The 24,993-nt window shown below is 63.0% G+C and carries 24 protein-coding genes; 18 read left to right on the top strand and 6 right to left on the bottom strand.

Annotated features, from left to right (window positions below; genetic code table 11):
• Nucleotides 1–105 precede the first annotated feature (105 nt).
• The 5 genes from I41_RS20745 (at nucleotide 106) to I41_RS20725 (ending at nucleotide 7,111) form a co-directional block, all read left to right on the top strand.
• On the top strand, nucleotides 106–1,605 hold the full coding sequence (locus I41_RS20745; protein WP_145434826.1) for a vWA domain-containing protein: 1,500 nt from the start codon (nucleotides 106–108) through the stop codon (nucleotides 1,603–1,605).
• A gap of 97 nt (nucleotides 1,606–1,702) precedes the next feature.
• On the top strand, nucleotides 1,703–1,924 hold the full coding sequence (locus I41_RS20740) for a hypothetical protein (RefSeq protein WP_145434825.1): 222 nt from the start codon (nucleotides 1,703–1,705) through the stop codon (nucleotides 1,922–1,924).
• A 780-nt stretch (nucleotides 1,925–2,704) separates the two neighbouring features.
• Nucleotides 2,705–3,529 (top strand): 3-deoxy-8-phosphooctulonate synthase, encoded by an 825-nt coding sequence (gene kdsA, locus I41_RS20735; protein ID WP_246133716.1) that lies wholly within the window; start codon nucleotides 2,705–2,707, stop codon nucleotides 3,527–3,529.
• Between the two features lie 260 nt (nucleotides 3,530–3,789).
• Nucleotides 3,790–5,886 (top strand): transglutaminase domain-containing protein, encoded by a 2,097-nt coding sequence (locus I41_RS20730; RefSeq protein ID WP_145434823.1) that lies wholly within the window; start codon nucleotides 3,790–3,792, stop codon nucleotides 5,884–5,886.
• A 109-nt stretch (nucleotides 5,887–5,995) separates the two neighbouring features.
• Nucleotides 5,996–7,111: a dockerin type I domain-containing protein gene (locus I41_RS20725; RefSeq protein WP_145434822.1), complete on the top strand. Its 1,116-nt coding sequence runs from the start codon at nucleotides 5,996–5,998 to the stop codon at nucleotides 7,109–7,111.
• 60 nt (nucleotides 7,112–7,171) lie between these two features.
• On the opposite strand, the gene I41_RS20720 is transcribed toward I41_RS20725, so the two are convergent.
• Nucleotides 7,172–7,528, bottom strand: coding sequence for a hypothetical protein (locus I41_RS20720; RefSeq protein ID WP_145434821.1), 357 nt, complete (start codon nucleotides 7,526–7,528; stop codon nucleotides 7,172–7,174).
• Nucleotides 7,529–7,581: 53 nt separating this feature from the next.
• The gene (locus I41_RS20715) at nucleotides 7,582–8,010 is read right to left on the bottom strand and encodes a VOC family protein (RefSeq protein WP_145434820.1); all 429 of its coding nucleotides are present in this window, start codon (nucleotides 8,008–8,010) and stop codon (nucleotides 7,582–7,584) included.
• A 458-nt stretch (nucleotides 8,011–8,468) separates the two neighbouring features.
• Between I41_RS20715 and I41_RS20710 the strand changes: the two genes are divergently transcribed.
• On the top strand, nucleotides 8,469–9,989 hold the full coding sequence (locus tag I41_RS20710; RefSeq protein ID WP_145434819.1) for an ATPase domain-containing protein: 1,521 nt from the start codon (nucleotides 8,469–8,471) through the stop codon (nucleotides 9,987–9,989).
• Nucleotides 9,979–12,015 (top strand): hybrid sensor histidine kinase/response regulator, encoded by a 2,037-nt coding sequence (locus I41_RS27800; RefSeq protein WP_210421015.1) that lies wholly within the window; start codon nucleotides 9,979–9,981, stop codon nucleotides 12,013–12,015. Before I41_RS20710 ends, I41_RS27800 begins: the two co-directional genes overlap by 11 nt.
• Here I41_RS27800 and I41_RS20700 read toward each other — a convergent pair.
• A complete protein-coding gene (locus I41_RS20700) occupies nucleotides 12,012–12,227 on the bottom strand; it encodes a hypothetical protein (protein WP_145434818.1) in 216 nt (71 codons plus the stop codon). The genes I41_RS27800 and I41_RS20700 overlap by 4 nt on opposite strands.
• A 77-nt stretch (nucleotides 12,228–12,304) precedes the next feature.
• Here I41_RS20700 and I41_RS20695 point away from each other — a divergent pair, with 77 nt between their 5' ends.
• The 5 genes from I41_RS20695 to I41_RS20680 all read left to right on the top strand — a co-directional run bounded on the left by I41_RS20695 (nucleotide 12,305) and on the right by I41_RS20680 (nucleotide 15,318).
• Entirely contained in the window at nucleotides 12,305–12,793 is a 489-nt protein-coding gene (locus I41_RS20695; RefSeq protein WP_145434817.1) for a VOC family protein, read from the top strand.
• Between the two features lie 1,063 nt (nucleotides 12,794–13,856).
• Nucleotides 13,857–14,045 carry a hypothetical protein gene (locus I41_RS20690; RefSeq protein ID WP_145434816.1) on the top strand — a complete coding sequence of 63 codons (189 nt, stop codon included), beginning with the start codon at nucleotides 13,857–13,859 and terminating at the stop codon, nucleotides 14,043–14,045.
• Between the two features lie 33 nt (nucleotides 14,046–14,078).
• Nucleotides 14,079–14,435 (top strand): hypothetical protein, encoded by a 357-nt coding sequence (locus I41_RS20685; RefSeq protein ID WP_145434815.1) that lies wholly within the window; start codon nucleotides 14,079–14,081, stop codon nucleotides 14,433–14,435.
• Between the two features lie 225 nt (nucleotides 14,436–14,660).
• A complete protein-coding gene (locus I41_RS27480) occupies nucleotides 14,661–14,801 on the top strand; it encodes a hypothetical protein (RefSeq protein WP_168207058.1) in 141 nt (46 codons plus the stop codon).
• Between the two features lie 124 nt (nucleotides 14,802–14,925).
• Entirely contained in the window at nucleotides 14,926–15,318 is a 393-nt protein-coding gene (locus tag I41_RS20680) for a hypothetical protein (RefSeq protein WP_145434814.1), read from the top strand.
• Between the two features lie 651 nt (nucleotides 15,319–15,969).
• On the opposite strand, the gene I41_RS20675 is transcribed toward I41_RS20680, so the two are convergent.
• The gene (locus I41_RS20675; RefSeq protein ID WP_145434813.1) at nucleotides 15,970–16,353 is read right to left on the bottom strand and encodes a DUF2237 family protein; all 384 of its coding nucleotides are present in this window, start codon (nucleotides 16,351–16,353) and stop codon (nucleotides 15,970–15,972) included.
• 316 nt (nucleotides 16,354–16,669) lie between these two features.
• Nucleotides 16,670–17,479 (bottom strand): alpha/beta hydrolase, encoded by an 810-nt coding sequence (locus tag I41_RS27475; RefSeq protein WP_168207057.1) that lies wholly within the window; start codon nucleotides 17,477–17,479, stop codon nucleotides 16,670–16,672.
• A 336-nt stretch (nucleotides 17,480–17,815) separates the two neighbouring features.
• On the opposite strand from I41_RS27475, the gene I41_RS27470 reads away from it, so the two are divergent.
• Nucleotides 17,816–18,835 (top strand): class I SAM-dependent methyltransferase, encoded by a 1,020-nt coding sequence (locus I41_RS27470; RefSeq protein WP_168207056.1) that lies wholly within the window; start codon nucleotides 17,816–17,818, stop codon nucleotides 18,833–18,835.
• Between the two features lie 17 nt (nucleotides 18,836–18,852).
• On the opposite strand, the gene I41_RS20665 is transcribed toward I41_RS27470, so the two are convergent.
• Nucleotides 18,853–20,265: a M90 family metallopeptidase gene (locus I41_RS20665; RefSeq protein WP_145434811.1), complete on the bottom strand. Its 1,413-nt coding sequence runs from the start codon at nucleotides 20,263–20,265 to the stop codon at nucleotides 18,853–18,855.
• Nucleotides 20,266–20,614: 349 nt separating this feature from the next.
• Between I41_RS20665 and I41_RS20660 the strand changes: the two genes are divergently transcribed.
• The 5 genes from I41_RS20660 to flhB all read left to right on the top strand — a co-directional run bounded on the left by I41_RS20660 (nucleotide 20,615) and on the right by flhB (nucleotide 24,905).
• Nucleotides 20,615–21,688, top strand: coding sequence for a FliO/MopB family protein (locus I41_RS20660; protein WP_168207055.1), 1,074 nt, complete (start codon nucleotides 20,615–20,617; stop codon nucleotides 21,686–21,688).
• Nucleotides 21,681–22,520 (top strand): flagellar type III secretion system pore protein FliP, encoded by an 840-nt coding sequence (fliP, locus tag I41_RS20655; protein WP_246133715.1) that lies wholly within the window; start codon nucleotides 21,681–21,683, stop codon nucleotides 22,518–22,520. The genes I41_RS20660 and fliP overlap by 8 nt, the downstream gene beginning before the upstream one ends.
• Before the next feature lie 48 nt (nucleotides 22,521–22,568).
• Complete coding sequence (gene fliQ / locus I41_RS20650; RefSeq protein ID WP_145434808.1) at nucleotides 22,569–22,835, top strand: flagellar biosynthesis protein FliQ; 267 nt, start codon at nucleotides 22,569–22,571, stop codon at nucleotides 22,833–22,835.
• A gap of 63 nt (nucleotides 22,836–22,898) precedes the next feature.
• Nucleotides 22,899–23,717, top strand: coding sequence for a flagellar biosynthetic protein FliR (locus I41_RS20645; protein WP_145434807.1), 819 nt, complete (start codon nucleotides 22,899–22,901; stop codon nucleotides 23,715–23,717).
• A 102-nt stretch (nucleotides 23,718–23,819) separates the two neighbouring features.
• Complete coding sequence (gene flhB / locus I41_RS20640; RefSeq protein ID WP_145434806.1) at nucleotides 23,820–24,905, top strand: flagellar biosynthesis protein FlhB; 1,086 nt, start codon at nucleotides 23,820–23,822, stop codon at nucleotides 24,903–24,905.
• The last annotated feature ends 88 nt before the right edge of the window (nucleotides 24,906–24,993 follow it).

Below are 24,993 nucleotides of genomic sequence, written 5' to 3'. Positions count from 1 at the left end.
GTAGATTTTTGCTTTCAACTATTCTCGATCTGTGTTATTCTCGGGCCCGGATCGTAGCCCGCAGGAAGCACTGGGCGTCAGCTCGCGACTTCCTGCGTCCCGACGATGTCGACCCGTCCGACGACCAACGACGCTCAGGCCAATGCGCCGCAGTCCCTGTCCGCATTGAGCGCATCGCCGGGGCCGGCTGAACTTCCGTCGGCTTTTGAACGGCTGCGCAGCTTCATCTTTGAAGTGACGGCCGGCCGCCCCACCGGCGTGGGCGACGCCACCGCGCTCGTTGATGCTTCGCCGCAGCGTGCTGCGAAAGCTCGCCCGCGGTCGCACAACGTGCCGCCGGCTCACACGCAACCGGCACAGCCGCTGCCCCGCGACGTTGATATTGATGTTGACGCGAGTTCACTTGAAGCGGACGGTAGCTTGCTGGCTCCTGCGTCCCAGTGCCAAGCTACCGCGCTCGAAGAGTCGCTAACCGAAGCTCCCCCCGCAGATGAGGCGTCCGCAGCACTCGGCGCCGAGCCGTTGGTCCCGACTTCGCCGCTGGCGCTCCATACCGCGCCTCGTCGCCGCTCGCTCCCCGCCTGGTTCGCCAGTCTCAGCGTCCACCTGACGATGCTCGCTCTGCTCGCCACCGTCAGCCTCGCCACCGTGAAGCGACCGCCCGAGCTGGAGATGCTGTTCACCCCGTCGCCAGACGAATTGGAGGAGGTCGCGTTTCAGGAAGCCGCGCTGCCCGAGCTTTCAGGAGACGTCGGTGCGATCGTCGTCGACGATCTGCCCGCGGAACTGATCGACCCGGGGCAGGCCGCCATTGGCGGCTTCTCGGCCGCGGGAAATCTCGGCACGGGCCTCGATGTTCCCGGCGACACGCTGCCAGCCGGCACGCCAGGAGGAGGCGGCCCGCTGGGAGAGATCGGCTCCATGCTGGGCGTCGAGGGCGGAACCGGCACGGGCGCCTTTGGCTCAGGACTCGGCGGCGCCCCGACCGCCAAGTTTTTCGGCAGCGAGATCGCCGGCCGCCGCATCGTCTTCGTCCTCGACAACTCCGGCAGCATGCAAGGAGGTCGACTTGAAACAGTGATCGCCGAACTCCTCCGCTGTCTCGACTCGCTCAAGGCAGACCAGGAGTTCTACGTCATTTTCCACAGCGACGCCGTCTACCCGCTGCTCTATCCCAACCCGGTCGAGCGCTACCTCCGCCCCACCAAGTCGAACAAGAAGCTCGTGGCCGAATGGCTCGATACCGTCGAACTCTGCCTGGGAGATTCGGTGGAGGAGGCCGTCATCGCCGCCGCGAGCATCGAACCCGACACGGTCTTTCTCCTCAGCGACGGTCGCATCCAGGGCGAAAACAAATTCCGCGTGCTGATGAAAGCCGAGTCGCGCAACTTCCCGATCCACACGTTCGCCGTCGGCATGAACGGCAGCGTCGCCGGGCGGAAGAATCTGCAGATGATCGCCGAGGCCAACCGCGGCGATTTTACCGAGTCAGAGATTCCGCCGGAGATGCGCGACCTCTCGCGCCGGCAGCCGCGCCCCTACCACAACGAGACCCCCGGGGCCGTTTGGGGTCGCAACGTAAAGCCGTTCAAGTTCGGTCGGTAGATCCATGATGAGCCGATTGGCGGTTGCCCCCAGTCCCTCTGTGGTCGATCTGTTCTGCTCTTGAGGCGTGTCAGCCGCCGAAAGCTATAATTCCAGCATGAAGCGCCTACCGCCACGCCTCCGCTGCGAAGTCTGCGGCAACATCGCCACGGTCCTTGCAGACAACCTTCGCGTTTGGAACGAAATCTGCGCCCTCCCTGCCGGACATCCCCGCCGTGCCGAGGGAGTCTGGATGGACACCGAGTGCCCCAACTGCGGCATCAACCGCCAGGTGATCTACCCGCCCGACAAAGAAGAAAATCGCGAGATCATCTACTGATTTCCCAGAAGATTAAACCACGACGACACAACGACCACGACGTAAGAAAGACGAAGAAAAAAGATCGCTGCGAAGCTAGACGGTACGCATCACTGCATCCGCATTGCGTCGTGTCCTTTGTGCCGTCGTGGTGAGTGTTCCCCGTTTTTCCTTGGCGGTTCAATTCTTCATTGTTCCATTCTCACCAGCGCAAAAAAAAGCGGGCCTCGAACGAGTCAAAGACACTTTGACTGCGACAGATCGGTCAGGGGCAAGTGAACCGATCCGCCAAAACTTCGTTCGAGGCCCCGCGGGCCAGTGAGATTGGGTTGACCAGCAGCTGCCGCCGCTCGCCAACGTCTCCTTGTTAATGCATGCGTTGTGCCAACATCTGCGCTTCCCCCCGGTTGGGCAGCGCGGCGGCGGACGCAAGTCACTAGCGGTGAACCCTTTAGTGTGAGACGAAATTAGCGCGCGGGCCGCTTTGACGCGTCGCGACAGCGCCAGCAATCAACTGATTTCGCTACGGCGTTCTTCAGCACCTGTCTCGTCCCGCGGCATATCCGCCTCCCCGCCGCTCGCGGCTTAGCGCGTCCCATCAATTCCGTCCCAAGTTGAGATTGTTGAGGCCCTCGTCTCGCCATAAAGTGATATAAGCAAGCTCCTTACGGCCAGCCAAATAACTTGCAAACCTTCGATCGCTGCTGACCGTAACAAGAGAGCGGGCTATATTGCCACGCTTTCGCCCCCTTCGTTGCTTGCGGCTTCGCGTCCCAAGCCCCGTCTGCAGGAATCGCCGCCGTGCCTCGCAATCCCGCCCGCATCGGACCGTATCAGTGCGGCGTCGGTCAGCCCTTGCTGTGGATCGCTGGCCCCTGCGTACTCGAAGACTTTTCCGCGGCCCTTCAGATCGCCGAGACCCTGCAACGCATCGCCGCCGCGATCCAAATCCAACTCGTCTTCAAAGCATCCTTCGACAAGGCCAACCGCACGAGCGTCAATGCATTCCGCGGCCCAGGCCTCGAACGCGGCTTGCAGATGCTAGCCGATGTCCGCACCAAAACCGGTCTGCCGATCACCACCGATATTCACGAATCGTCGCAAGCCGCCCCAGCTGGCGAAGTGGTCGACCTGATTCAAATCCCCGCGTTCCTCGCCCGACAAACCGATCTCCTGGCGGCCGCCGCCCGCACCGGCAAACCGGTCCATGTGAAGAAGGGGCAGTTCATGGCCCCCGGCGACATGCGGCACGTCATCACCAAACTAGGGGAGGGGGGCTGCGAGGACGTCCTCCTCTGCGAGCGCGGCACCTTCTTCGGCTACGGCCGACTCGTGAGCGACATGCGTTCGATACCGATGATGCAGGCCCTCGGCTGCCCGGTGGTGTTCGACGCCACCCACAGCGTCCAGGAACCGGGCGGTCTGGGCGACAAAACCGGCGGCAATCGCGCCATGGTCGAACCGCTGGCCCGCGCCGCGATGGCGCTGGGCGCCGATGGCCTCTTCACCGAGACCCACCCCGAGCCCGACAAGTCGCCGAGCGACGGTCCGAATATGATTCCCCTCGGCGAGATCGAAGCCGTCATGCGCCGCCTCCTCAAGATTCGCGCGGCCGCGTTGAGCTAACACACAATTTGCACCGCCAAGGACGCGAAGGACGCCAGGGAAGAAGTGAAGAGTGAACCACGACGGAAGCAAAGAAGGATGAGAACATTAATCGACGCTAATCTGCACGAATCCCCATGAGCGAAGATTAGCGTCGATTAGTGTTCCCTAAATCCTCCGCATTTCGTCGTGCCCGTTGTGTCCGTCGTGGTGAGTGTTCCCCGTATTCGCTTGGCGCTCTTGGCGTCCTTGGCGGTTAGTATTTCTTGCATTCCAAAGTCATGAAAAACAATCCCTGGGTCTGGATTTCCGCCGTCGCCGCTGTGGTGGTGACCGCCCTCATCGTTTCCAGCGCCAATCGCACCGCGCCCTCGATCGGTCGGAAGCTAGGAGAGGGCAACGTCGACGGCGGCGCCTTTCTCCGCAGCGTCGCCGCGACGCTCAACGACCTCGGCGGCAACGTCGACCTGCAGCTCCAGCCGGCCCAGCCGATCCTCACCGCCTCGACCAGCAGCGACGGCAAGGAAGTCCTCGCCACCGTCTCCGACAACCCCGCCAACCCCGACGGCCAGTTCAACTACCTGCTCGCCAATAGCGGCAACGCCAATTTTTACTCCGTCGGCGTCGAGCCCGGCGACATCGTCCGTTACTACGTGAACGTCGACGAGGAATCTGCCGAACGCGGCATCAATCAGAAAGCCGCCGCGCTCGAACTGCGCGTGCGCCGTCTCGATTCGCGCGATCCCGAGAACGCGCTGTTCATCGAGACGCCGCTCAACGGCCCGTCCGCCGTTCCGGCCCGCGTGGAAATCTGGCGCTATTCTGACAAGCGCATGGACGCCATCCGCTCGGCGCTCAATCGCTACAAGAATCTCCGTCTCCCTGCGATCGGTTGGGAGCCGGCGCCCGATCTCGGCGCCCTCCAGCAAATCGTCGAGCGCGCCAACCAGTGGTTCCGCAGCCGACCCCCCGCCGGCAACGATTGGCAGCGCGAACCGCTGCTCGTCGGCGTCGTCGCCGAGCTCCCCAAGCCGACCACCGATCCGCAGAAGCGCGCCTTCGCCAGCCTCGAAAAGCTGCTCTCCAGCGAGGAACTGCGCGACGGCGTGTTTGCCGATTGGGAAGGACGACAACTCGCCGAAGCCGTGTGGGCCCGCGACGTGTCGCAGTGGGCCCGCGGGACGGCCGACACCGACGACAAAGTCGCCGCCGCCCTCTTTGATTGGACCGTCCGCAACATCCAACTTGATCCGGCCGACGGGGCCCCGACGATTTTCCATCCCTGGCAGGCGCTTGTTTACGGCCACGGGAGCGCCGCACATCGGGCGTGGGTCTTCGTCGAGTTGCTTCGCCAACAAAACATCGCTGCCGCCATCATCCGTCCCCTGGAAGCCGACCCCGCCGCAGCGCCGCTGCTGGTGGGCGTCTTCAGCGGCGACGATCTGCAGCTCTACGATCCGCAACTCGGCCTCCCGCTGCGAAACCAGGAGGGAGGCGTCGCCACGCTCGCCGAAGTTGCCGCCGACGATGCGCTCCTCCGCCAGTTCGACGTTGACGGCGAATATGCCTACGGCGCGACCGCCGAACAAATGTCGGGGGTCGAAGCGCTGATCGTCGCCTCGCCGCTGCAACTCTCTCGCCGCGCACTGGAACTGGAGAAATCTCTCGAAGGGGAAAACTTCGTCAAACTCTCGGCCGACCCCAAGGCCCTGTCCGAACGTCTCGCCAAGCTGCCGCAGGTGAAACAGACGCGGCTGTGGTCGCTTCCCTATCAGTCGTACCTCGACGAGCAAACCATCGACATCGATTCCCGCGGCCGCGCCGTCGCCGAATTCGCCCCGCTGGCCGAACGACCGCTCCTCTGGAAGGGGCGCGTCCTCCACCTGCAAGGGAACAAGGGTGTCCGCGCCGACGAGCGCAACGATCCGCTGGCGGAGGCGCGCGACGGCCATCAGGAGGCCCTCATCCTGTATCAAGATCCCACGGTTCGTCCCGGCAACGCGACGCTCAACAAGCTCGACCCGGCCAAGCGGCAAGTCTATTCCGACAGCAAAGCCGCCGCCGGCTACTGGCTCGGCCTCCTCAGTTACGACCGCGGCAACTTCGACGTCGCCCTCGACTGGCTGGACGAGCGCACCCTCGACCAAAACCGCTCGAGCCAATGGGCCGACGGCGCGCGTTACAACGTCGCGCGCACGCAGGAAGCCCTCGGCGACCTCGAGGCCGCGATCGCCACCCTGCAGTCCGACCCTAAGGGCGCTCCCCAGCGTCACGGCAATCTGCTGCGCGCGAAGCAACTTGGCGCCCAACAGGCCGAGAAGCCTCCGGCCGAGGCTCCCGCTGAGCCGCCGCCCGCCGCCGACGCTCCCGCCAGCTAGCCTTGCGCGCACTGCATACCTATTCAGCGCCGCTCGCAATGTGCTACACTCGCGTCGCGACGAATGAGCCGCAATAGGGGCGCGGGCGCGATTGTCGCAAGGGATTCGTATGCAGCGGATTGCACGTCCGTCGGCGGCGTTGTTCGCGTCGGCCGCCATTCTCGTCGGCCTCTTCCATGCCGAGGCTCGCGCGGCGATCAACTACTCGATCACGTTCGACGACCCTGAGAATGTCTTCGACGCCACGGTGCGGCCGCTCCTCGAGTCGCACGCCGTTGCCGCTGGCCAGCGCTGGGCCAAATACCTCGTCGGCGACGCCAACATCGAAGTCGCCATCCGACCGAGCACAGCCGTTCAATTCGCTGAAGGCGGCAGCGTCTCGTCGAGCTTCGTCCGCAACAACGGCGCGTTCGACGTCTTCGAGCAGGGGATGAGCGCCGAGCTCCGGACCGGCGTCGATCCCAACGGCGCCGACTTCGACGTGCTCATTGAGATGAATCCGAACTACGTCTACGACGAGCTCTGGTTCGACCCCGATCCCGTCGCCCGCACCGCCGTCGTCGACGTCAATCGCACCGACGCGATGAGCACCTTTCTCCATGAGTTCGGACACGCGCTCGGTTTCAGCGGCTGGATCAATGCCAACACGGGCACGTTTCCCGGCAACTATCAATCGACGTACGACGAGCGGATCAATTTCGACGGCCAAAACTTCTTCGCCACCGGCCCCGCGGCAACGGCTCTCTACGGCGCCCCCGTGCCGCTCACCTTCGGCAACGTCGCGCACGTCGCCAACTTCAGTCCTCGTCCCGGCGAAGATTTGATCCTCGACGTGATGAACGGCCTCGTCTTCTACCGCGGCTCGCGCTACGAGATCTCTCCGCTCGATTTGGCGATTCTGAACGACGCCGGCGTGCCGACGTTCTATCTCGCCGGCGACTACAACGATGATCGCTCCGTCGATGGCGCCGACTTTCTTATTTGGCAGCAACAGTTCGGAACCGCCGTCCTCAAGAACACGGCCGCCGACGGCAACAACAACGGCTTCGTCGACGCCGCCGATCTGGCCGTGTGGCAAGCAGACTTCGGCGAACACTTCAGCGGCTCCGTCGCGGCCACGTCGCCCATTCCCGAACCGACGGCGTTTGCGCTGCTCATAATCAGCGCCGCGGCGATGGCAACACTAGTACGGAACTGCGTCTATTCTCAACGCCAACGGCGTTAAATAGAAAAGCCCAGAGTAAATCGCGACAGCGCTCCACTCAGGGGGACTTCTTGGAGTTCTTCAAGAACGATCGCTCCACGCTTTGGCTGCCTCAGGCTCTATCTGCAGGATGCGGTGTTGTGCATCGATGGCCACCCAGTAAGTCTGATCTTCAGGCGGCAGCAGTTCGTTCCAGTTGATTTCGTCGCGCGAATTCACCGGCACTGGGAGGAACAGCGTGAATCGCCAGAGTGATAAGTCGTTGGAAGCGGTACCGATCCAGGCTTCACCCTCAATACGCGGCGGCGAATCCGTTCCCAGGATTGCGGTTGGCGCGATACCGTCGCACCAGAGAGTTCCCTTGTGCTTGATGGCCAGTCCGGCCAACTCACGCGACAGGCGATACTCCAACTTTGACCAAAAGTCTTTCTCGCTCATGAACACTCTCCATCCGCCATCTTATTCAAGCTTGTTCTTCTGAATCTGCCCCCTCACCGCACTTCCCCCGGCGCCATCACCATCCAACTCACCCCAAACTTATCCTGCACCATCCCATACCGCGGCGACCAGAACGTCTTCGCCAGCGGCATCTGCACCTGCCCGCCTTCGGCCAGCGCCGCGAACACGCGGTCGGCGTCCGCGATCGTCGGCACTTGCAGCGCCAGCGAGAACCCGCTGAACACGGTCTTATCATCACACCCGTCCGACGCCATGATCATCGCGTCGCCCACGCGAAACGACGAGTGCATCACCTTCGCCTCGAATCCCTCTTGCAGCACTCCCGGCGGCATCGGCTCGGGGCTTTCATTGAACCGCATCACCATCTCAACCTCGGCCCCGATCGCCGTCCGGTAGAACTCGATCGCTTCCTCGCAACGTCCGCTAAAGAAGAGATACGGGGTCACGTTCATCTGTGGCATGACAACAAACTCCCTGCTGTGGTGCGCGTGTGATTCACGTCGTTGGCTACGCAACCAAGACCTTGCTCTCTGCCCGCCACGTACATCAACAAGCCGAGCTAGACGTGCGCTGCGAGCGATCTTAGCATCCTCAGTCCCCATCTCATTCATCCGCCAGAACCTCTCCTGGCCCCCCGCCGACCGAACGTTCAATTCGTAACGGGGCCTCATCGTACAGTTTCACGATGACGTTCTCAAATGCGACCGCGTCGACACGGGCGGCCGCGACATAAAAGGTGCCATCAGCACTCGCCGCGCTTCTCGCCGCCGGCTTGCAGACGGTCGCAGCTGATTGAGGTAAACTAGCGGCCCAGTGACTCGATCACATCGAGGTCCCGGCACGACGGCTCCGGCACAAAAAGTGCTCCCCGACGCCAATTCTCTCGACCATTATTGCCAATTGCGTACCCGCCAACGTCATGAACTCGCCGCCTGAACTCGATCCAGCGCCGCTCCCCACCGGTATTTCCGGGATGGATGACATTCTGCGCGGCGGATTTCCCGCCGATTGCGTCTACATGGTCTCAGGCACTCCCGGCACCGGAAAGACGACGCTGGCGCTGCAGTTCTTGCTCGAAGGCGTCCGCAGCGGCGAGTCTTGCCTCTACGTCACGCTCTCCGAAACGCGCCGCGAAATCGAGAAGGTAGCCGTCAGCCATGGTTGGGACCTCACCGGTCTGAACATCTGCGAGCTGATCCCGACGGAAGGCAATCTATCGGCCGACGCACAACTGACCGTCTTCAATCCTTCGGAGTTTGAACTCGGCGAAACGACTCAAGCGATGATTGCCGAGGTCGACCGCTGCGCCCCGCAGCGAGTGGTCCTCGATTCGCTTTCGGAACTACGCCTGGTGGCGCAGAACCCGCTCCGGTACCGCCGTCAGATTCTCGCCCTCAAGCAATACTTCGCCGGCCGCGATTGTACGGTGCTGATGCTCGATGATTGCACCGGCTCCGACGCCGACAATCAGCTGGAAAGCATCGCGCATGGCGTGGTGTCGCTAGAGCACCTCGCGAACCAGTACGGCGCGGAACGGCGCCGCCTCCGCGTCGTCAAGTTGCGCGGCGTCGCGTTTCGCGGCGGGTTCCACGATTTCACAATCAAGAAAGGGGGCCTCGACGTTTTTCCGCGCCTCGTCGCGTCCGAGCACCGCCACGACTTCGAAGATCGCGATCTTCCCAGCGGCATTGAGGAACTCGACGCTCTCCTGTGCGGCGGCCTCCCCGCCGGCACCAGCACGCTCATGATCGGGCCGGCCGGCACCGGCAAGTCGACGATCTCCACCCGCTTCGCCGTCGCCGCCGCCAACCGCGGCGAGCGCGCCGTCATGTTCGTCTTCGATGAAAACATCGGCACGTTCCGCTCTCGCTCGCGCAAGCTTCGCCTCGGAGCCGAAGACGCGATCACCAACGGGCTGCTCACGGTGCAGCAGATCGATCCGGCAGAACTTTCCTCGGGCGAGTTTTCCAACACCGTCCGGCGCGCCGTGGAAGGGACCGATGGCCTCGGCCAACCGGCCAAAGTCATCGTCGTCGACAGCCTCAATGGCTATCTCAATGCCATGCCCGAGGAGAAGTTCCTCACGGCTCAGCTTCACGAGCTCCTCGCCTACCTCGGCCAGAATGGCGTCGTCACCATCATGACCGTCACACAGGCAGGCATGGTCGGCGTCATGCAATCGCCCGTCGACACCACCTACCTGGCCGACAACGTCATTCTTTACCGCTTCTTCGAGGCGCGCGGGCAAGTCCGCCGCGCGATTTCCGTCGTCAAGAAACGGAGCGGCAAACACGAACTCACCATTCGCGAGCTCAACATCACCGAGGAGGGCGTGCAGATCGGTCCGGCGCTCTCCGATTTCCAGGGCATTCTTACTGGCGTTCCCACCTTCCACGGCAAGTCATCCGATCTCCTGCAGCAGGGTGGAAATGGCAACTGACTCGGCGTCGTTGGAAACCCGCGTCCTGTTGCTCCCGCCCACCAGCAGGGACGCAGACGCCATCGGTAAGTTGCTGCGCGACGCGGGCATCGACTGCATTACCTGTCCCTCGCCCGCCGCGATGGCCGCCGCCATCGGCGATGGCGCCGCCGCAGCTGTTGTTTCCGAGGAATCGTTAATCGGCGGCGACCACTCGCTGGCCGAGTGCCTGGCGGCGCAGCCGGTCTGGAGCGATCTGCCCGTCATCGTCCTCTCCCGCTCCGGCGTCGAACCAGCGTTGCTGGGTCGCGCCTTGCAACCGCTGGGCAACGTCAGCATCCTCGAACGTCCGGTGCGCGTCTCGACTTTCTTGAGCATCGTTCGCACCGCGCTCCGCGCCCGCGATCGCCAGTATCAGGTGCGCGACCATCTCCTCAGCCTCGACCGCATCGCCGCCGAACTCCGCCAGCGCCGCGCGCAGCAGGAGCTCATCGTTCGCGGCGCCAACATCGGCGTCTGGACCTGTCCTCTTCCGTTCGACCGGCTGCTATGGGACGACGCCGTCAAATCCCACTTTCATCTGCCGCCCGACGCGGAGGTGACGATCGACCTCTTCTACGATCGCCTTCATCCAGACGATCGCCAGCGCACGCGGCAAGCGATTGAGGCCAGCATCGTCGCCCGCACCGCCTACGACGTCGACTACCGCACCGTTTCGCCCGACGGCAGCCAAACCAAATGGATCCGTGCGATGGGACGCGGATTCTACGACGACGCCGGCGATCCCGTGCGGTTCGACGGCATCACCATCGACGTCACCGAACGCAAGATGGCCGAACTCGACCGCGAACGTCTGCTCGACTCCGAGCGCGCCGCCCGCAACGAGCTCGAGCGGGCCAACCAGATGAAGGACGAGTTCCTCGCCACGCTGTCGCACGAGCTGCGCAATCCCCTCAACGCCATTCTCGGCTGGGCGCAGATCCTGCGCAGCAATGCCCTCCCGCCGGCCGAGACCGCCGAGGGCATCGAAGTCATCGAACGCAACGCCCGCGCCCAGGCTCAAATCATCGAAGACTTGCTCGATATGAGCCGTATTATCTCCGGAAAGGTCCGCCTCGACGTGCAGCGCGTCGACCTGGCGGCGGTCATTCGCGCCGCCATCGAAACCATCAAGCCCGCCGCCGACGCCAAAGGCATCCGCCTCCGCGCCGTCCTCGATCCGCTGGTCGGCCCTGTCTCCGGCGACCCGAACCGCTTGCAGCAAGTCTTCTGGAACCTGCTCAGCAATGCCGTCAAGTTCACACCGCGCGGCGGGGCCGTGCAGATTCTCCTGGAGCGAATCAATTCCCATCTGGAAGTCTCGGTCATCGACAGCGGCGAGGGGATCGACCCCGAGTTCCTGCCGCACGTCTTCGATCGCTTCCGGCAGGCCGACGCCTCCACGACGCGCAAGCATGGCGGCCTCGGCCTGGGGCTGGCCATCGTCCGGCAACTCGTCGAGCTGCACGGCGGGCGCGTCCACGCCAAAAGCGCCGGCCTGGGCGCGGGGGCGACGTTCGTCGTTCACCTCCCCATGACCGTCGTCGTTCCCGACTGTGACCGCCCGAACCGGCGTCGCCATCCCGCCGCCAGCGCCATTCCAACCTCGGCCGAATCGTGTGCCGAGATTGCCGGCGTCACCGTCGTCGTCGTCGACGACGAGCCCGATGCCCGCGGCTTGCTCCGCCGCCTGCTCGAAGATTGCGACGCCATCGTCTTCGACGCCGCCAATGCGGCCGACGCGCTCGAACTCGTCCAAGCAAAACGCCCCGACGTTCTCGTCAGCGACATCGGCATGCCGGGCGAGGACGGCTACTCGCTGATCCGCCGGCTCCGCCAGCTCCCTTACGATCAAGGGGGGGCCACTCCCGCGGTGGCTCTCACCGCGTACGCCCGCGCCGACGACCGCGTCAACGTGGTCCTCGCCGGCTTTCAGCACCACCTGTCCAAGCCAGTCGAGCCCGCGGAACTGATCGCCATCATCGCCAGCCTCGCCCACCGCGTTTAGCGCCGCCGCTTGCGCGACCAAAACAGCGTCAACATCCAGCCGACGAACGTCCAGCCGATTGTAAACCACGCCAGAAACAGCACCCGAAAGAGCCAGTAAATATCTCGCTCCCAAGCGCTGCGGCCCGTGTATTCCGCGAGCCGCCAAATGATCGCCAGTCCCGCGACATACGGGACGACGACCAACAGCCAGAATCGAATCGATAATCGCATCGCGTTAATGTAACAGAGCAGCGCCGCCGGGCTCGCCGCTCATTCGTCAATCGCTCACATCGAGGGAGTGAATCAAGTTGCCCACCCCCATCAAGAACAGGATTTGTCTTTGGTATAACGGCGACGCCGAAGAAGCGGCGCAGTTCTACGCCCGCACGTTCCCCGACTCGTCGGTCATCGCGGTCCATCGCGCCCCGGGCGACTATCCCGCCGGCAGGGAAGGGGACGTGATCACCGTGGAGTTCACCGTCATGGGCATTACCTGCATCGGCCTCAACGGCGGACCGGCCTTCCAGCACGACGAGGCCTTCTCGTTCCAGGTGGCCACCGTCGACCAGGCCGAAACGGACCGCTACTGGAACGCCATCGTCAACAACGGCGGCCAAGCGAGCGCCTGCGGCTGGTGCAAGGACAAATGGGGCCTCTCCTGGCAAATTACCCCCATCGTCCTGACCGACGCGATCATGGGCTCCGACGCCGCGGCCGCCAAGCGCGCCTTCAACGCGATGATGCAAATGCAAAAGATCGACGTCGCCGTCATCGCCGCCGCCGTCCGCGGCGCATGACCCGCCGGCTGCCGTTGGAGCGAGGCGCTCGCTGAGCAATGCGCCGGTCGCCAACTCACGCCGCGACGATTCGCCTACCACACGAAGTCGAACCCCGTCGCGCAGCTCATGGCCATAACGGAGTACCGCCGAGGCCATGGCGCCCGCCGTCTGCGAACGCCGCTATACTAGCGGCCATGCTCATCTTCCTCCGCTACGCCCTGGCGACGTTCTGTTTCGCGGCGAGCGTCGGTTGCTTGGCGTTGTGGGGATGGGGCATCAATAATTACCAGGAGCGATTCATCGCCTCACGCTATCACCTCGCGACAGGGAGCGTGGTCTGCCAAATTTACGACGGCAACGCCGCCGTGGCTGTCACGACGCGACGAGTCCGCCTATCACAAACTCACCCGATGCTGATGCCGCCTGCATCGGTTGGTGGCACGCAGCCTAGCAATCAAGCCCTTTCCTCGCTCACGCAGGCAATTCGACAGAAGCTGAATGACTCCTGGTATGTCGTTAGGCAGCGGCAAATGTACCCATTGTTCTTGGAACGCGGCGGGTCCGTTTCAGCCAGCGGTCGGAAGGATGTCGCTGGCAAGGCGTTTGGTTATTTACCGCGAGGCGTATACTTCCCCCTCTGGTACGCCAGCTTGGTATTCGCCCTCGCTGGCGTCGGCGTCCTCCGCTTCCGTCGCCAGTTTTTCGATTCGCTCGGCGTTAATCGCCTTCGCCGTCGTTGCCGCGTTGCTGGCTATGCCGCTAACGCTTTAGCTTACCCTGCGACTCATTGGGCTTTTGCTATACTGCCGCAATGGCCAAGTATGTCCGCTACGCCCTGGCGTCCGTTTGCTTCGCGGCGAGCGTTGCCTGTTTGGCGTTGTGGTGGCGGAGCTACGCAACAGTCGATGAAATCGAGACTGGTTTCCCGATCTCTTTATTGACAACGACAGGCGTGGGGGGAGTATCGTACTTGGGGTTCGTGGGTATGTCGGTTGCGCCAGACTGGAGCGATGTGGGTAGAGATGGATGGCGACTTGCATCATATGAAGTAGACTCCTTACATCGAGACTCCGTCACTAGTGTGACTGATGAATCGGGGCAGTTCGGAGTCGGTGAAGGCTGGATCTTCTTCCCCCTCTGGTATCCCGCGCTCATCTTCGCCCTCGCCGGCGTAGCCTCTCTACGTCTTGGCCGCCGCTTCACGCTCCGCTCGGCGCTCATCGCCACGACGATCGTGGCCGGATTGCTGGGGATGGCGGTCATTCTGTAGGAAGCCGACTTGTCGGCGGCTAAAATGCAGGGCATGAAGCCACGATATCGCCTTATGATCGAGCTTTCGCGTTCGTCAAACCGTGAAGGCGATGTCAGCGACGCTTCCACCCAAGCTGACGAACGGCGACTGCAGATCAGCTTGCGCGGCATCTTGTCGGCGTTTGCATGGACAGCCGTTTGGGGCGTGGGCTGGGCGTGGAGCGAATGGCTTCTCGACCTAAACAATAGCTCTGCCGCTGATTATGCGGGACAAGTCGTATTTAGCGTACTACTACTCGCACCGCCAGCCGCAGCGATTGGGGCGCTGGTGGGGCGGCAGTTGCTCGGAATCGTCTGCGGAATGGCTAGCGCATTCTCCCTAGCATTATGGATCCTGCTCCACAGCTAAATGTTGTGTCCACCATCGCTTTCCACCCGCCCCTCGCCGGCGGATTTAGTGTTGGCATGACGCCATCCGTTGTCTACTTTCTTCAGGATATCGCAGCAGGCACGTCGGGAATACTTGTATGCGTTTATCTTGACCGTCTGCGGCGACGCTGACTCAGATTCGTTTCGCGGGCGGGTAGAGCAACAGTGAGTGTGCGGCCGAGTAGTGCGGCGTTAGAGTGGACTGATGATACACCTACCCATAGTCGCCTCGTTGTGGCGCGACCTCGTTCCCTGGATTCCGGTGCTCGTCATCATCATCGTGCTGCGATGGGTCGGCATCGGGGTTGGTCCGGGGCGGCGGGGCCGCGATAAGATTGATGATTGACGTCTCTCGTGCCGTCTCAGCTCGCATGTCCGTCAGGTCCAGAGTCGCTTAAGCCGTCCGAACATCACGACGACGGTCGTGGGTCGGCGGCTGGGCATAGTGATGGGGCGGTGAAGATTTACCCATGGCGAAGCGAATCTCTTTTCAATCCCGCTCGCATTTTGCAGTGATTCAGACACTATTCACGATACTGGGTTGGTTCGCGGTTGGGTTCGGCCTGCTCTACCTACCAACCGCATGCTTTGTCGGGCCGCATCTGCTTGCTGCCGCCACAGGCCTTATTGCATTCGGCCTTGGCAGCCTCGTGGCGGCGCGCGGTTTTCAGCGGGAAACGAGGTGGGCGAGTTGGTGCGCTTCTGCTTTGTGTGCGATCGCCGTTGCAGTCGCTCTCGTCGCCGTCGTACAGTCCGCGCTGGCCGATGAATGGGAGAGCGTTGCCGTGTGGGCGATGGCAGCGACCTATTTCGCTGCGACGCTTTTCGCAGTTTTTACCAATCGTCCGGGGAGAGGGGCTTGAGCCCGCCGCGAGCCGCTGGCGAGCCATCAGTAGCGTGGCCAAAACTAGCATCTAGAAATTGGCCACCCAACTCGCTATAGTGAGCGCATGTCCACATTGCGCGCGGCGTCGCACCAAAAATGATCTGTGGGAGGCGTCTCCGACGCCGATTTCGATCACCACCACAAGCCGTTGTGGTAACACAGCGCTGCTTGGAGGGCAGAGACCTCTCCCGCAGATTTTTGGTGCAAAGCCCATGGCGCGCGATCGCCGTGCTCAGCCGCCATCCACGGGGAGAGCCTCGCTCCCCAGGCTGCGCCGCCGATCGCAAGGATTTGATTTTTTCTGGCTCCCTCCCCCTTGAGGGGAGGGCGGGGGAGGGGGTGGAACCCTGGTACACGCTGCCGTCGACCCTCACGAACCTGGTGCGTCGCCGCCGCTGTCGCGACAAATCGTCGCGGCGACCCGCTCGGCGTCACTGCAACCCTATGCCGCCAAACAACTTTCGAATTATGTCGCCAAAAATGAGTTTCGCGACAAATCGCCCTCAGCGACAGAATTCGCACCTCTCCCCACCGCCAACTGGCGTGTCGCAGAAACCAACTCCGCTCAAGCAGAAATCGCCGAGAAAGCCCCAGTCGGCCACGCACGATCAAGCTGGCAGGTGCAGCCTTACGAGTTGTCGGCGGCGCCGTCGATCGCGTACGCCTGCAGGTCTTCGAGGTCGACGAACTCCAGCGCCGAGATGTGCGTCGCGGCCAGCACGATCGGCGGAGCCATGTCGGCTTCGAGCGCTTCCTTCCACCGCTGGACGCACAGGCACCAACGATCGCCGGCCACCAGGCCCGGGAACTGGTACTGCGGGATCGGCGTGCTCAGGTCGTTGCCGCGCGATTTCGAGAAGGCGAGGAACTCGTCGTTCACCTCGACGCAGACCAGGTGCAGCCCCAGGTCGTCCGGCCCGGTGCGGCAACAGCCGTCGCGGTAGAAGCCGGTCATCGGATCGGTGCAGCAGGTTTCGAGTTCGGTTCCGAGGACGTTCTTGGGCAGCGGCATGGCGGCGACTTCTGGGCGAGTGACGGCGGGAGTGATTCCCCGTCAGTCTACCACCGATGGCAGCGACTGGCGAATCGTCAGCGTTGCCGTGCCGGCAAACCGCCAAGCCCCTTTTGAACCGCCAGGGACGCCAAGAGCGCCAGGAAGAAAGCTATTCACCACGACGGCACGAAGAGCACGACGGGGGAAAAAACGAACAACGCCAGCGGGGTACGACCTGCTTGAATACGCTCTTTACTCCCACGTCGTGCCAGTTGTGGCGTCGTGGTTTAATTCCCGCATTCCCTTGGCGATCTTGGCGTCCTTGGCGGTTCCATTACCGCTTGAAGAATTCGTCGAGCGCGCTCACATACTGGAACGTCGGCTTCCACTCGTGTCGCGCTTCGGGGATGGCAAGGAACCATTTTGGCTCGTTGGCCGCGGCATAGAGTTGCTTTGCTTGCTTGATCGGAATGATCCGATCTTCCTCGCCGTGAGCGATGAGGGTCGGCCCGTGATAGGCGCCGATCTTGTCGACCGAATCGAACTGATCCTGCAGCAGGGAACCGGTCAGGGGATACTTATGGTTCGCAACCGCAGAGAGCGAAGAGAAAGTGCTTTCGAGAATCAGTCCCCTTGCGCCATCTTTCGCGGCGAGATCGACCATCACCCCGCCTCCCAGCGACTGACCGTACAGGATAATTTCCGATTCTTCGATGCCGGACCGCTCGCTGAGAAACTTGCGGGCCGCGCGGGCGTCCATCAACAAGCCTTCTTCGCTCGGGTCTCCTTCGCTCTTGCCGTAACCGCGATAGTCGAACGCCAGCACGCTCACGCCGAGTCGCTCGGTCAACAGTCGATAGAACGGCGCTCGGTTGGCAAGATTGCCGCCGTTGCCATGAGCGTAGAGGACCACGGCCCGCGGATTTTCGACGGGACAGTACCAGCCATGCAGCGTGACGCCGTCCGCGGTTTGAAAGGTGACGTCTTCTTTCGCCAAGCCTTGCGGATTCCAACTCTCGGCGTCGTCGGAGGGCTGGTAGACAATGCGGTCTTCCAGCGCGGCGACCCCGGAGTTTTTGACCGTCGTGCAGCCGACGACGGCAGCGACGGCGAGCGTGCTGCTGACGATCCATCGAGTTGTCATTCGACGCGACATGCCGAAGCCGGATGCGAACGGACCAGAGGGATTGCTGATGCAGGGACGTCGACCGCTCTTCTCGCGCGAGCGGCCCAGCGGGGGAGATTGGGCTGGGATGCTACTAGAACGGAGGCCAGCCGTCCACGCCGGCGCACATCGCATGGGGCGAAGGCGGGCAACGTTGCGGCGAAGCTGGTAACAGACGCAGATTTCCCCCGCTTTCCGCTGTACTGCACCCCTGCTCGCCCCGTCGAAGTCCGATTGCAATTGCTAGCACTCGCCGTCACACTACAGCCGCTTGCTGGATGTTCCATCCGTCCCGCCCTCCTGGCCATCTCGCCCATGCTCCGCCACGCGCTGTTCCCCGTCGAAGCCGCCGCCTACGGCGTCTCGTACGCGTTCCTGCAACATTGCATTCGTTCGCCGCAGCCGCTCGATCCGGAGTGGACGTGGCACGCCATCACGCGCGAGATGCCGCGCGGCACCGATTGGATTCGCACCCAATGGCCGCTAAAGCCGCTGCGGAAGCTGGTGATCCACGCCAAGATGAAACAGGACCACGTCCTGGGAATTTCAGCCCACTACGACGTGTCGAACGACTTTTACAAGTTATGGCTCGACCGAAAGTATATGTTTTACACGTGCGCCGACTTTCACACGCCCAACGATACGCTGGAGGAAGCGCAGCAGCATAAGGCCGACTTCATCCTCAAGCTGATCGATCCCCAGCCGGGCGAGAAGATCATGGAGCTGGGCTGCGGTTGGGGTCCGATGCTCAAGCGGCTTTACGAGGCGACCGGCGAGCGCGAGAACTTGTTCGGGCTCACGCTGTCGAAAGAACAGAAGGCCTACAACGACGAGCACAATCACTTCAACGTCGACTTCGACAACTTTATCACCCGCCAGTATCCGCGCGAGGCGTTTGACAAGATTTATTCGATCGGCGCCTGGGAGCATGTCCGTCAGCACGAAATTCCGCAGTTGCTCGCCAAGCTCTACGCCGCGCTGAAGCCGGGCGGCCGATTGGTGCAGCACTTTTTCTGCCGGACGGCCGACTCGTACATGGGACCGGTCGCCTGCTCGCAGATTTACTTCCCCGGCTCGATGGGCTCGTCGTACCGTTTCCACGCGCGAGCGTGGGAGGACGCCGGCTTTCGCATCACCCATCGTTCGATCCACGACTACCGCCCAACGCTGCGCGCGTGGTTCGACCGCATGGTGGAACATAAAGACGAGGCGCTGCGGCTGGTCGACCTGCAAACGTACAACCGCTACCTGACGTTCTTCCCGTCGTCGTGGCGATACTTCAACGACAACTGGGGGATGGTGACTCGGTGGGTGCTGGAGAAGCCGAAGGCGTAGCCGATAAGCGGCCGCGGTCACGCCGGCCAGGCGAGTTCTGGCTCGAGCAGTTTGGCCCGGGCAATGTCGCGATTGGCGTCGGCCGTGCGGTTCAAGGCTTGGTACGCGCGAGCGCGCTCGGCCAGCAACTCGGCGTCGTGCGGCTCGATGTTGAGGGCCTCGGTTAGATCGGCGACCGCCTTTTGCGGCCAGCCCGCGACCATCCAGGCGCTGGCGCGAGCGCGGCGGATTTCGATGTTTTGCGGCGAGGCGTCGACGGCCTCGCTGAGGTCGTTCACCGCTTCCAGGGTGCGACCTTCCTGCAGCGCCACGGCGCCCCGAGCCCAGAGGGCTTCGGCGTCTTGCGGGTCGATTGCCAAGGCCGCCTCGCAATCGCGCCGCGCTTCCGCCAACCGCTGCAGGCGCAGGTAAGCGAGCGCCCGATGAGCGAGCGATTCCTCGTCACGCGGATCGACTTCCAGCAACTGATCAAACAGCCGTATCGCGTCCGCGGGGCGCCCGCGCTGCAGATGATCGAACGCGAGTGCATAGAGGGCGTCGCCGGGCGCCATGGCCTGGACTGCCTTCAACTGCGCGACGTCGCTGCGACGCTGACGGCGGGCTCGAAAGCGCTGGAAGTCGCCCCCATCGCCGGCGTCGTCCTGGCGCGGCGATTCGATGCGCGGCAGCCACTGCCGCGGATCGAGATGGTAGAACTCCTGCAACACGGCGTATAGATCGGGGTGCCGTTCGTAGAGCTGGTGCGGCAGCTCGAAGAAGTATTCGGTCGACACGGCGAAGAACTCGGCGCGATTCGACGCCCCGTAGTGGTCAAGCAGCGTCGCCTCGCCGCGACGGGCGCTGCCGACCAGCCGCAGGTACTCGGCTTCGGTCACCGCGTACCAACGGCGCTCGCTCTCTTTGCTCGACATCGGCGGCTTGCCGTCGGCAGGGCCGTCCAAACCGTCGAGATAGTGGGCGAACTCGTGCAGAATGACGTTCCGCCCCGGAGAGCGGCCGGTCAACTCCGTGCGAATCTCGCCCCACGACAGCACGACCGGTCCGCGATGCCAAGCGATGCCGCTCAGCCAGCCGCCGGGAAGATTCGGATTTCGACTGGTTTGTTCGGGAGCGAACCGAATCGTTTTCGGATGGATGACGACGGTGTGAAGCCGATCAAAAAAGTATGGCTCGTCGAATCCGCTGGCCATCACCGCGGCCTGACCGGCGATGGTCACGGCCATTTCCGGCGTCACTTTGAAGTCACCCGCGGCGGCCCACTCTTTCTCCGCAACCATCACCGGAACAATCTGCCGCACGCGTTGCTGATGCGACGGCGGCAAGTAGCGATAGTGGCGAACGCGTCGCTGCAGAAGCTCTTCCCACTCCTTCGGAAAGGGCTGGGCCAGCACGCGACGGCGACGACGGTTTCTCAGCCAGGAGAAAATCATAAAGCTACGATACCGAAATTAGCACGCCGCGGCAGCACTGCTAGCGAACTGGTGGCTGCCCGAAGTGGCACATTGCCATTGTAAGCCGTGGGCGAGTCCTCGCGGCGCCGTGACAGGCTGCCGGCGGCCCGGCTAGGGGAAATAAGCCTGTCGGCAATGACAGCCCCCGAACTTTAACTGATCTGGTCGAAAAATCTGGCGAATTCTATAAGCCGCGGGCCTTGTGCGGCGATCTGCGTCGCGGGGCTGCTAACTCTGCTCAATTCGCAAGTCCCTCTCGGCTCGCATGCACCTGATTCTGCCTCCACCTCTGGCAACCTCGACGCGACTCGCTTGTCGGGCAGCGTTGATGGCGGTCGCGTGGGGGGGATTTATTGCCGCGGCGCTGGGTGAAAGCTCTGCCGGACCGGCAGACGACGAAATCCTCCTCTCTTATCGGCGTGCCGGCGCCAGCGACTCCGCTAGCTCGGCCGTCAGCCCAAACGGGGGAGGCGCCGCCAGCGCGCCAGCACTAGGCGAGAACCGACTGCGCCCCTCGAATGAGCCGGCGCCGCCGTCGATCCCGGCCTATCAGTTTGGCGCCGTGACGCCCCCAGCGCCCGCTGGCAACAGCGGCGACGCTGGTAATGCGATGACCGGTGCGCCGTCGACCGACGCCCGTGACGCGACGCCGCCCGCTGGCCCGACTGAAGAGTCCGCTCCTGCCATGATGCCGCGATACGGCGAAGTCATGCAGGCGGTCCACGATGCCCCAACCGCGACTGACGCTGGCGAGAACTCGCCTGAGCAGCCCATCGCCGCCGCCGACGTTCAACAGCCGGCCGAACCGCAACAAACACCCGAAGCGTCGGCGCCGCTGCCTGGCGTTGCTTTGCCGCTGAGCGCTGCCGCAGCGCCGGCCGCTGACGAATCGCGGCACTTAGCTCCCCGCACGAAGCCTTTCATGGTGTCGACGGGCGATGGCCAGAGCCTCGCCGACGGAATCAAGAGCCGGCTGCCTGATTCATTCTCGAAGCTCGACTCGCTCACGACGGCTGGCGCCGGCTTGGCGATTGTCGTCGGCCTCTTCTTTGTTTGCATGTGGCTCCTGCGTCGGAGCGGCGGCACGAAGCACGGGGGTCTCTTGCCGAACGAAGCCTTTGCCGTGCTGGGCCGGGCCCCGCTAACGCCGCAGAGCGTTGCCCAGTTGTTGCGAGTGGGCAACAAGCTGGTGCTGGTGGCCGTTTCGGCGGACGGGATTCAACCGCTGACCGAGGTCATCGACCCGATCGAAGTCGATCGACTCACGGGAGTTTGTGCGAGCGGACGCGGTCATGGCCCTGCCGCCGAATTCCAGCAGGTGTTGGCGCAACTCGCTCGCGAACCGGCGCAGGGATTCCTGGGCGCCGAAGCGGCTAACGGCAGGGGACGTCGCCGTGCTTAAGCCGCTCACGATCATCGTTGCTCTGGCGCTGGCAGTGAGCAGTTCCACGGTTGCCGCGCAAACGGCGGCGGGCCCGTCGCTTGTCCCGCAGGCGCTCAACGCGATGGGCGGGCCGCAACAATGGACCAGCCCGTCGGGGATCAGCAGCACGATTCAAGTGATGCTGCTGCTGACGGTCGTCAGCCTCGCTCCGGCGATTCTGCTGATGACCACCAGCTTCGTGCGGATCATCGTCGTCATGGGTCTGCTGAGACAGGCGCTCGGCACGCAGCAGTTGCCGCCGAGCCAAGTGATCACGGCGATTGCCATTTTTATGACGGCCCTCCTGATGGCGCCGACGTGGACGCAGGTCTACGAAAATGCGCTGAAGCCTTACTCTGAAGAGAAAATCAGCCTCGACGAGGCGTGGGAGCGCGGCACCGATCCGGTGCGGCGATTCATGGCGGAGCAGATTCGCAGGACCGAGAACGACGACGACGTCTACCTGTTCCTGAAGTACCTGCCCAGCGAAATCGACGCCAAGACTGGTGAATTGCCGACCAACTATGTGTACTTCGACGCCAAGCCCGACGAGCGAAACGTCCCGCTGACGGCGCTGTTGCCGGCATTCATGCTAAGCGAACTGAAGACCGCTTTTCTTATCGGGTTCCAAATTTACCTGCCGTTCGTCGTACTCGACATCATCGTGGCAAGCGTCACGATCTCGATGGGCATGTTGATGCTGCCGCCCGTGTTGATCTCACTGCCGTTCAAGCTGCTGCTGTTCGTGCTGGTCGACGGCTGGCGGCTGGTGGTCGAGATGCTGATGGAGAGCTTTCAAGTCCTCGCCTGACGGCCGAAGAACGCGCGCTCAGTGCGTTAGTTCAGAAGAGACCCTGCCATGGATCCGCAAGACGCCGTTGACCTGGGCCGCGAGGCGCTGTTGATCGCCACGCTCGTGTCGGCGCCGATCCTGGTCGCCGGCATGCTGGTCGGTCTGGTGATCGGACTGCTGCAAGCGCTGACGCAAATTCAGGAGCAGACGGTCGCGTTCGTGCCGAAGCTGATTGCAATGGTCCTGGCGTTGGTCTTTTCGCTGCCCTGGATCTTGTCGCAACTGATCGAGTACACGAGCGAGTTGATCGCCGACATTCCCAACAAATTGTGAGTCTCGTCCTCCTGGGCGGCACGCCCAGATCGGCGTCAAAGACGGCTCCCACCGAGGTAAACGTTGAACGCCGCCATTCTTGAGCCGTTTCTGGTCCACCAACTCGGCACGTTCACGCTCGTTCTGGCCCGCATTGGCGCGCTGATGATGACGGCGCCGATCTTTGGCCCGCGCTCGGCGCCGCTGCAAGCTCGCGCACTGCTGGCGTTCGCGATGGCGATCATGATCACGCCGCTGCATGCGTCACAGGCGCCCGTCGATATGCGCAATATGACGGCTTTCAGCCACTTCGTATTGAACGAAGCGCTGATCGGCCTGCTGCTCGGACTGGGGCTGTTGATTCTCCTCAGCGGCATCCAGCTCACGGGCCAGATCATCAGTCAACTCGGCGGCACAGCGCTGGCCGAAGGCTACGACATCATGTCGGAAGAGAGCCTGCCCGTTTACTCGCAACTGTTCTACTTTTTGACGCTGGCGATGTTCGTGCTGCTCGGCGGGCATCGACTGCTGATCGAGGCAACGCTCGACACTTACCAATGGTTGCCGCCGGGGCGAGCCGTCATCGGCGAATCGTACGTCTCGGCGATGACCACCCTAATGGGTCAAAGCTTTCGGCTCGGAATTCGCGCGGCGGCGCCAGCGATGGCGGCGCTGCTGCTGGCCACGCTCGTGCTCGGACTCATTGGTCGCACGCTGCCCCAGATCAATATTCTGGTCGTCGGCTTCAGCGTCAACGCACTGCTCACCGCCGGTGCGGTGCTGGTTTCCATCGGCGCGATCGCGTGGGCGTTTCCCCAGGCGGCCGTCACGGCTGTCGAGATGTTGGTCGACGCGATTCACGCGGCGGCTGAACAGGCGAAAGACAAGGCGACTAGCGGATAGCCCGTTGTCAGCGGTTCGTCGTCAGTCGCTGCCGCCGCCAACGTTGTGCTCCGCGCGTCTTCGCGACCAATTACTGGCGACGGACAACTGGCCAAATAGAAAATGGCTGAGGAATCAGGCGAAAAGAGTCATGACGCCACACCGCATCGCCGGCAACAGGCCCGCGAGCAGGGCCAAGTTGCGTACAGTCAGGACCTTGGCTCGGCCGCGCTGCTGCTCGTCGGCGTGCTCGTCCTGAGCTACTACGGCTACGGCGTGATCGACCATGTGATGCTCTTCATGGAACGGCAGCTGAGCACCGGCGGCGGCTCGCTGGTAACCGACGATCGAGAATTGATCGTCATCTCCGACTCGGTCCTCAAAACCTTCGGCGTCGGGATGCTGCCGATCCTGGGCGTGATGACGGTGGCCGGAGCCTTGTCGACGGTGCTGCAAATTGGGTTGCTGTTCGTCCCCGACAAAATCCAGCCCGACCTCTCGCGGCTGAGCCCGCTGGCGGGGCTAAAGCGGATCTTCTCGCTGCAAGGCGTCGTCAAGCTCGGCTTCGGCATGATTAAGATTCTGATTGTTTGCGCCGTCGCCGCCACGGTGATTCAAGGGCGCTGGAACGAGCTTGTCTACGCCAGTGAACTAGATCTCCCCGACCTCGCCCGGCTGCTGATCGACGTGATCTTCGCCACGGCCCTCTGGGTCGGGGCGACGCTATTTGCGCTCGCGCTGCTCGACTATGGCTTCCAAAAGTGGAAGTTTGAGCAAGACCTGATGATGACGCATCAGGAGATTCGCGAAGAGATGAAGAATATGCAGGGCGACCCGCAGATCATCGCGCGTCGTCGCCAGATTCAGCGGCAGATGGCGCTCAATCGCATCGGCGACAAGGTGCCGAAGGCCGACGTGGTCGTGACGAATCCGACGGAGCTGGCCATTGCCATTCAATACGACCCCGAAACGATGGCGGCGCCGGTCGTCGTGGCGAAGGGGGCGGGCGTCATCGCCCAGCGGATTCGCAAACTGGCCCTGGAGAATAACATTCCCGTCGTCGAGCGAAAGCCGCTGGCCCAATTGCTCTACAAGGAGGTCGACGTCAATCGGCCGATACCGGATCAAAGCTACGGGGCGGTCGCCGAGGTGTTGGCCTACGTCTACCAACTCAAAGGCAAGAAGATGCCGGCGCTGCGTACGGCGTAACGTGATTGCAGCCCCGGGCTTCGCCCGGGGGTCGGCACCAAGTAGTGAACGCGTCGCCTTCACGCCACGCGACCCCCGGGCGGAGCCC

The sequence above is a fragment of the Lacipirellula limnantheis genome (genome assembly GCF_007746075.1).
Taxonomy (GTDB): domain Bacteria; phylum Planctomycetota; class Planctomycetia; order Pirellulales; family Lacipirellulaceae; genus Lacipirellula; species Lacipirellula limnantheis.
The sequence above is the reverse complement of the archived record's forward strand: the minus strand, read 5'-3'. Positions and strand labels throughout refer to the sequence as shown.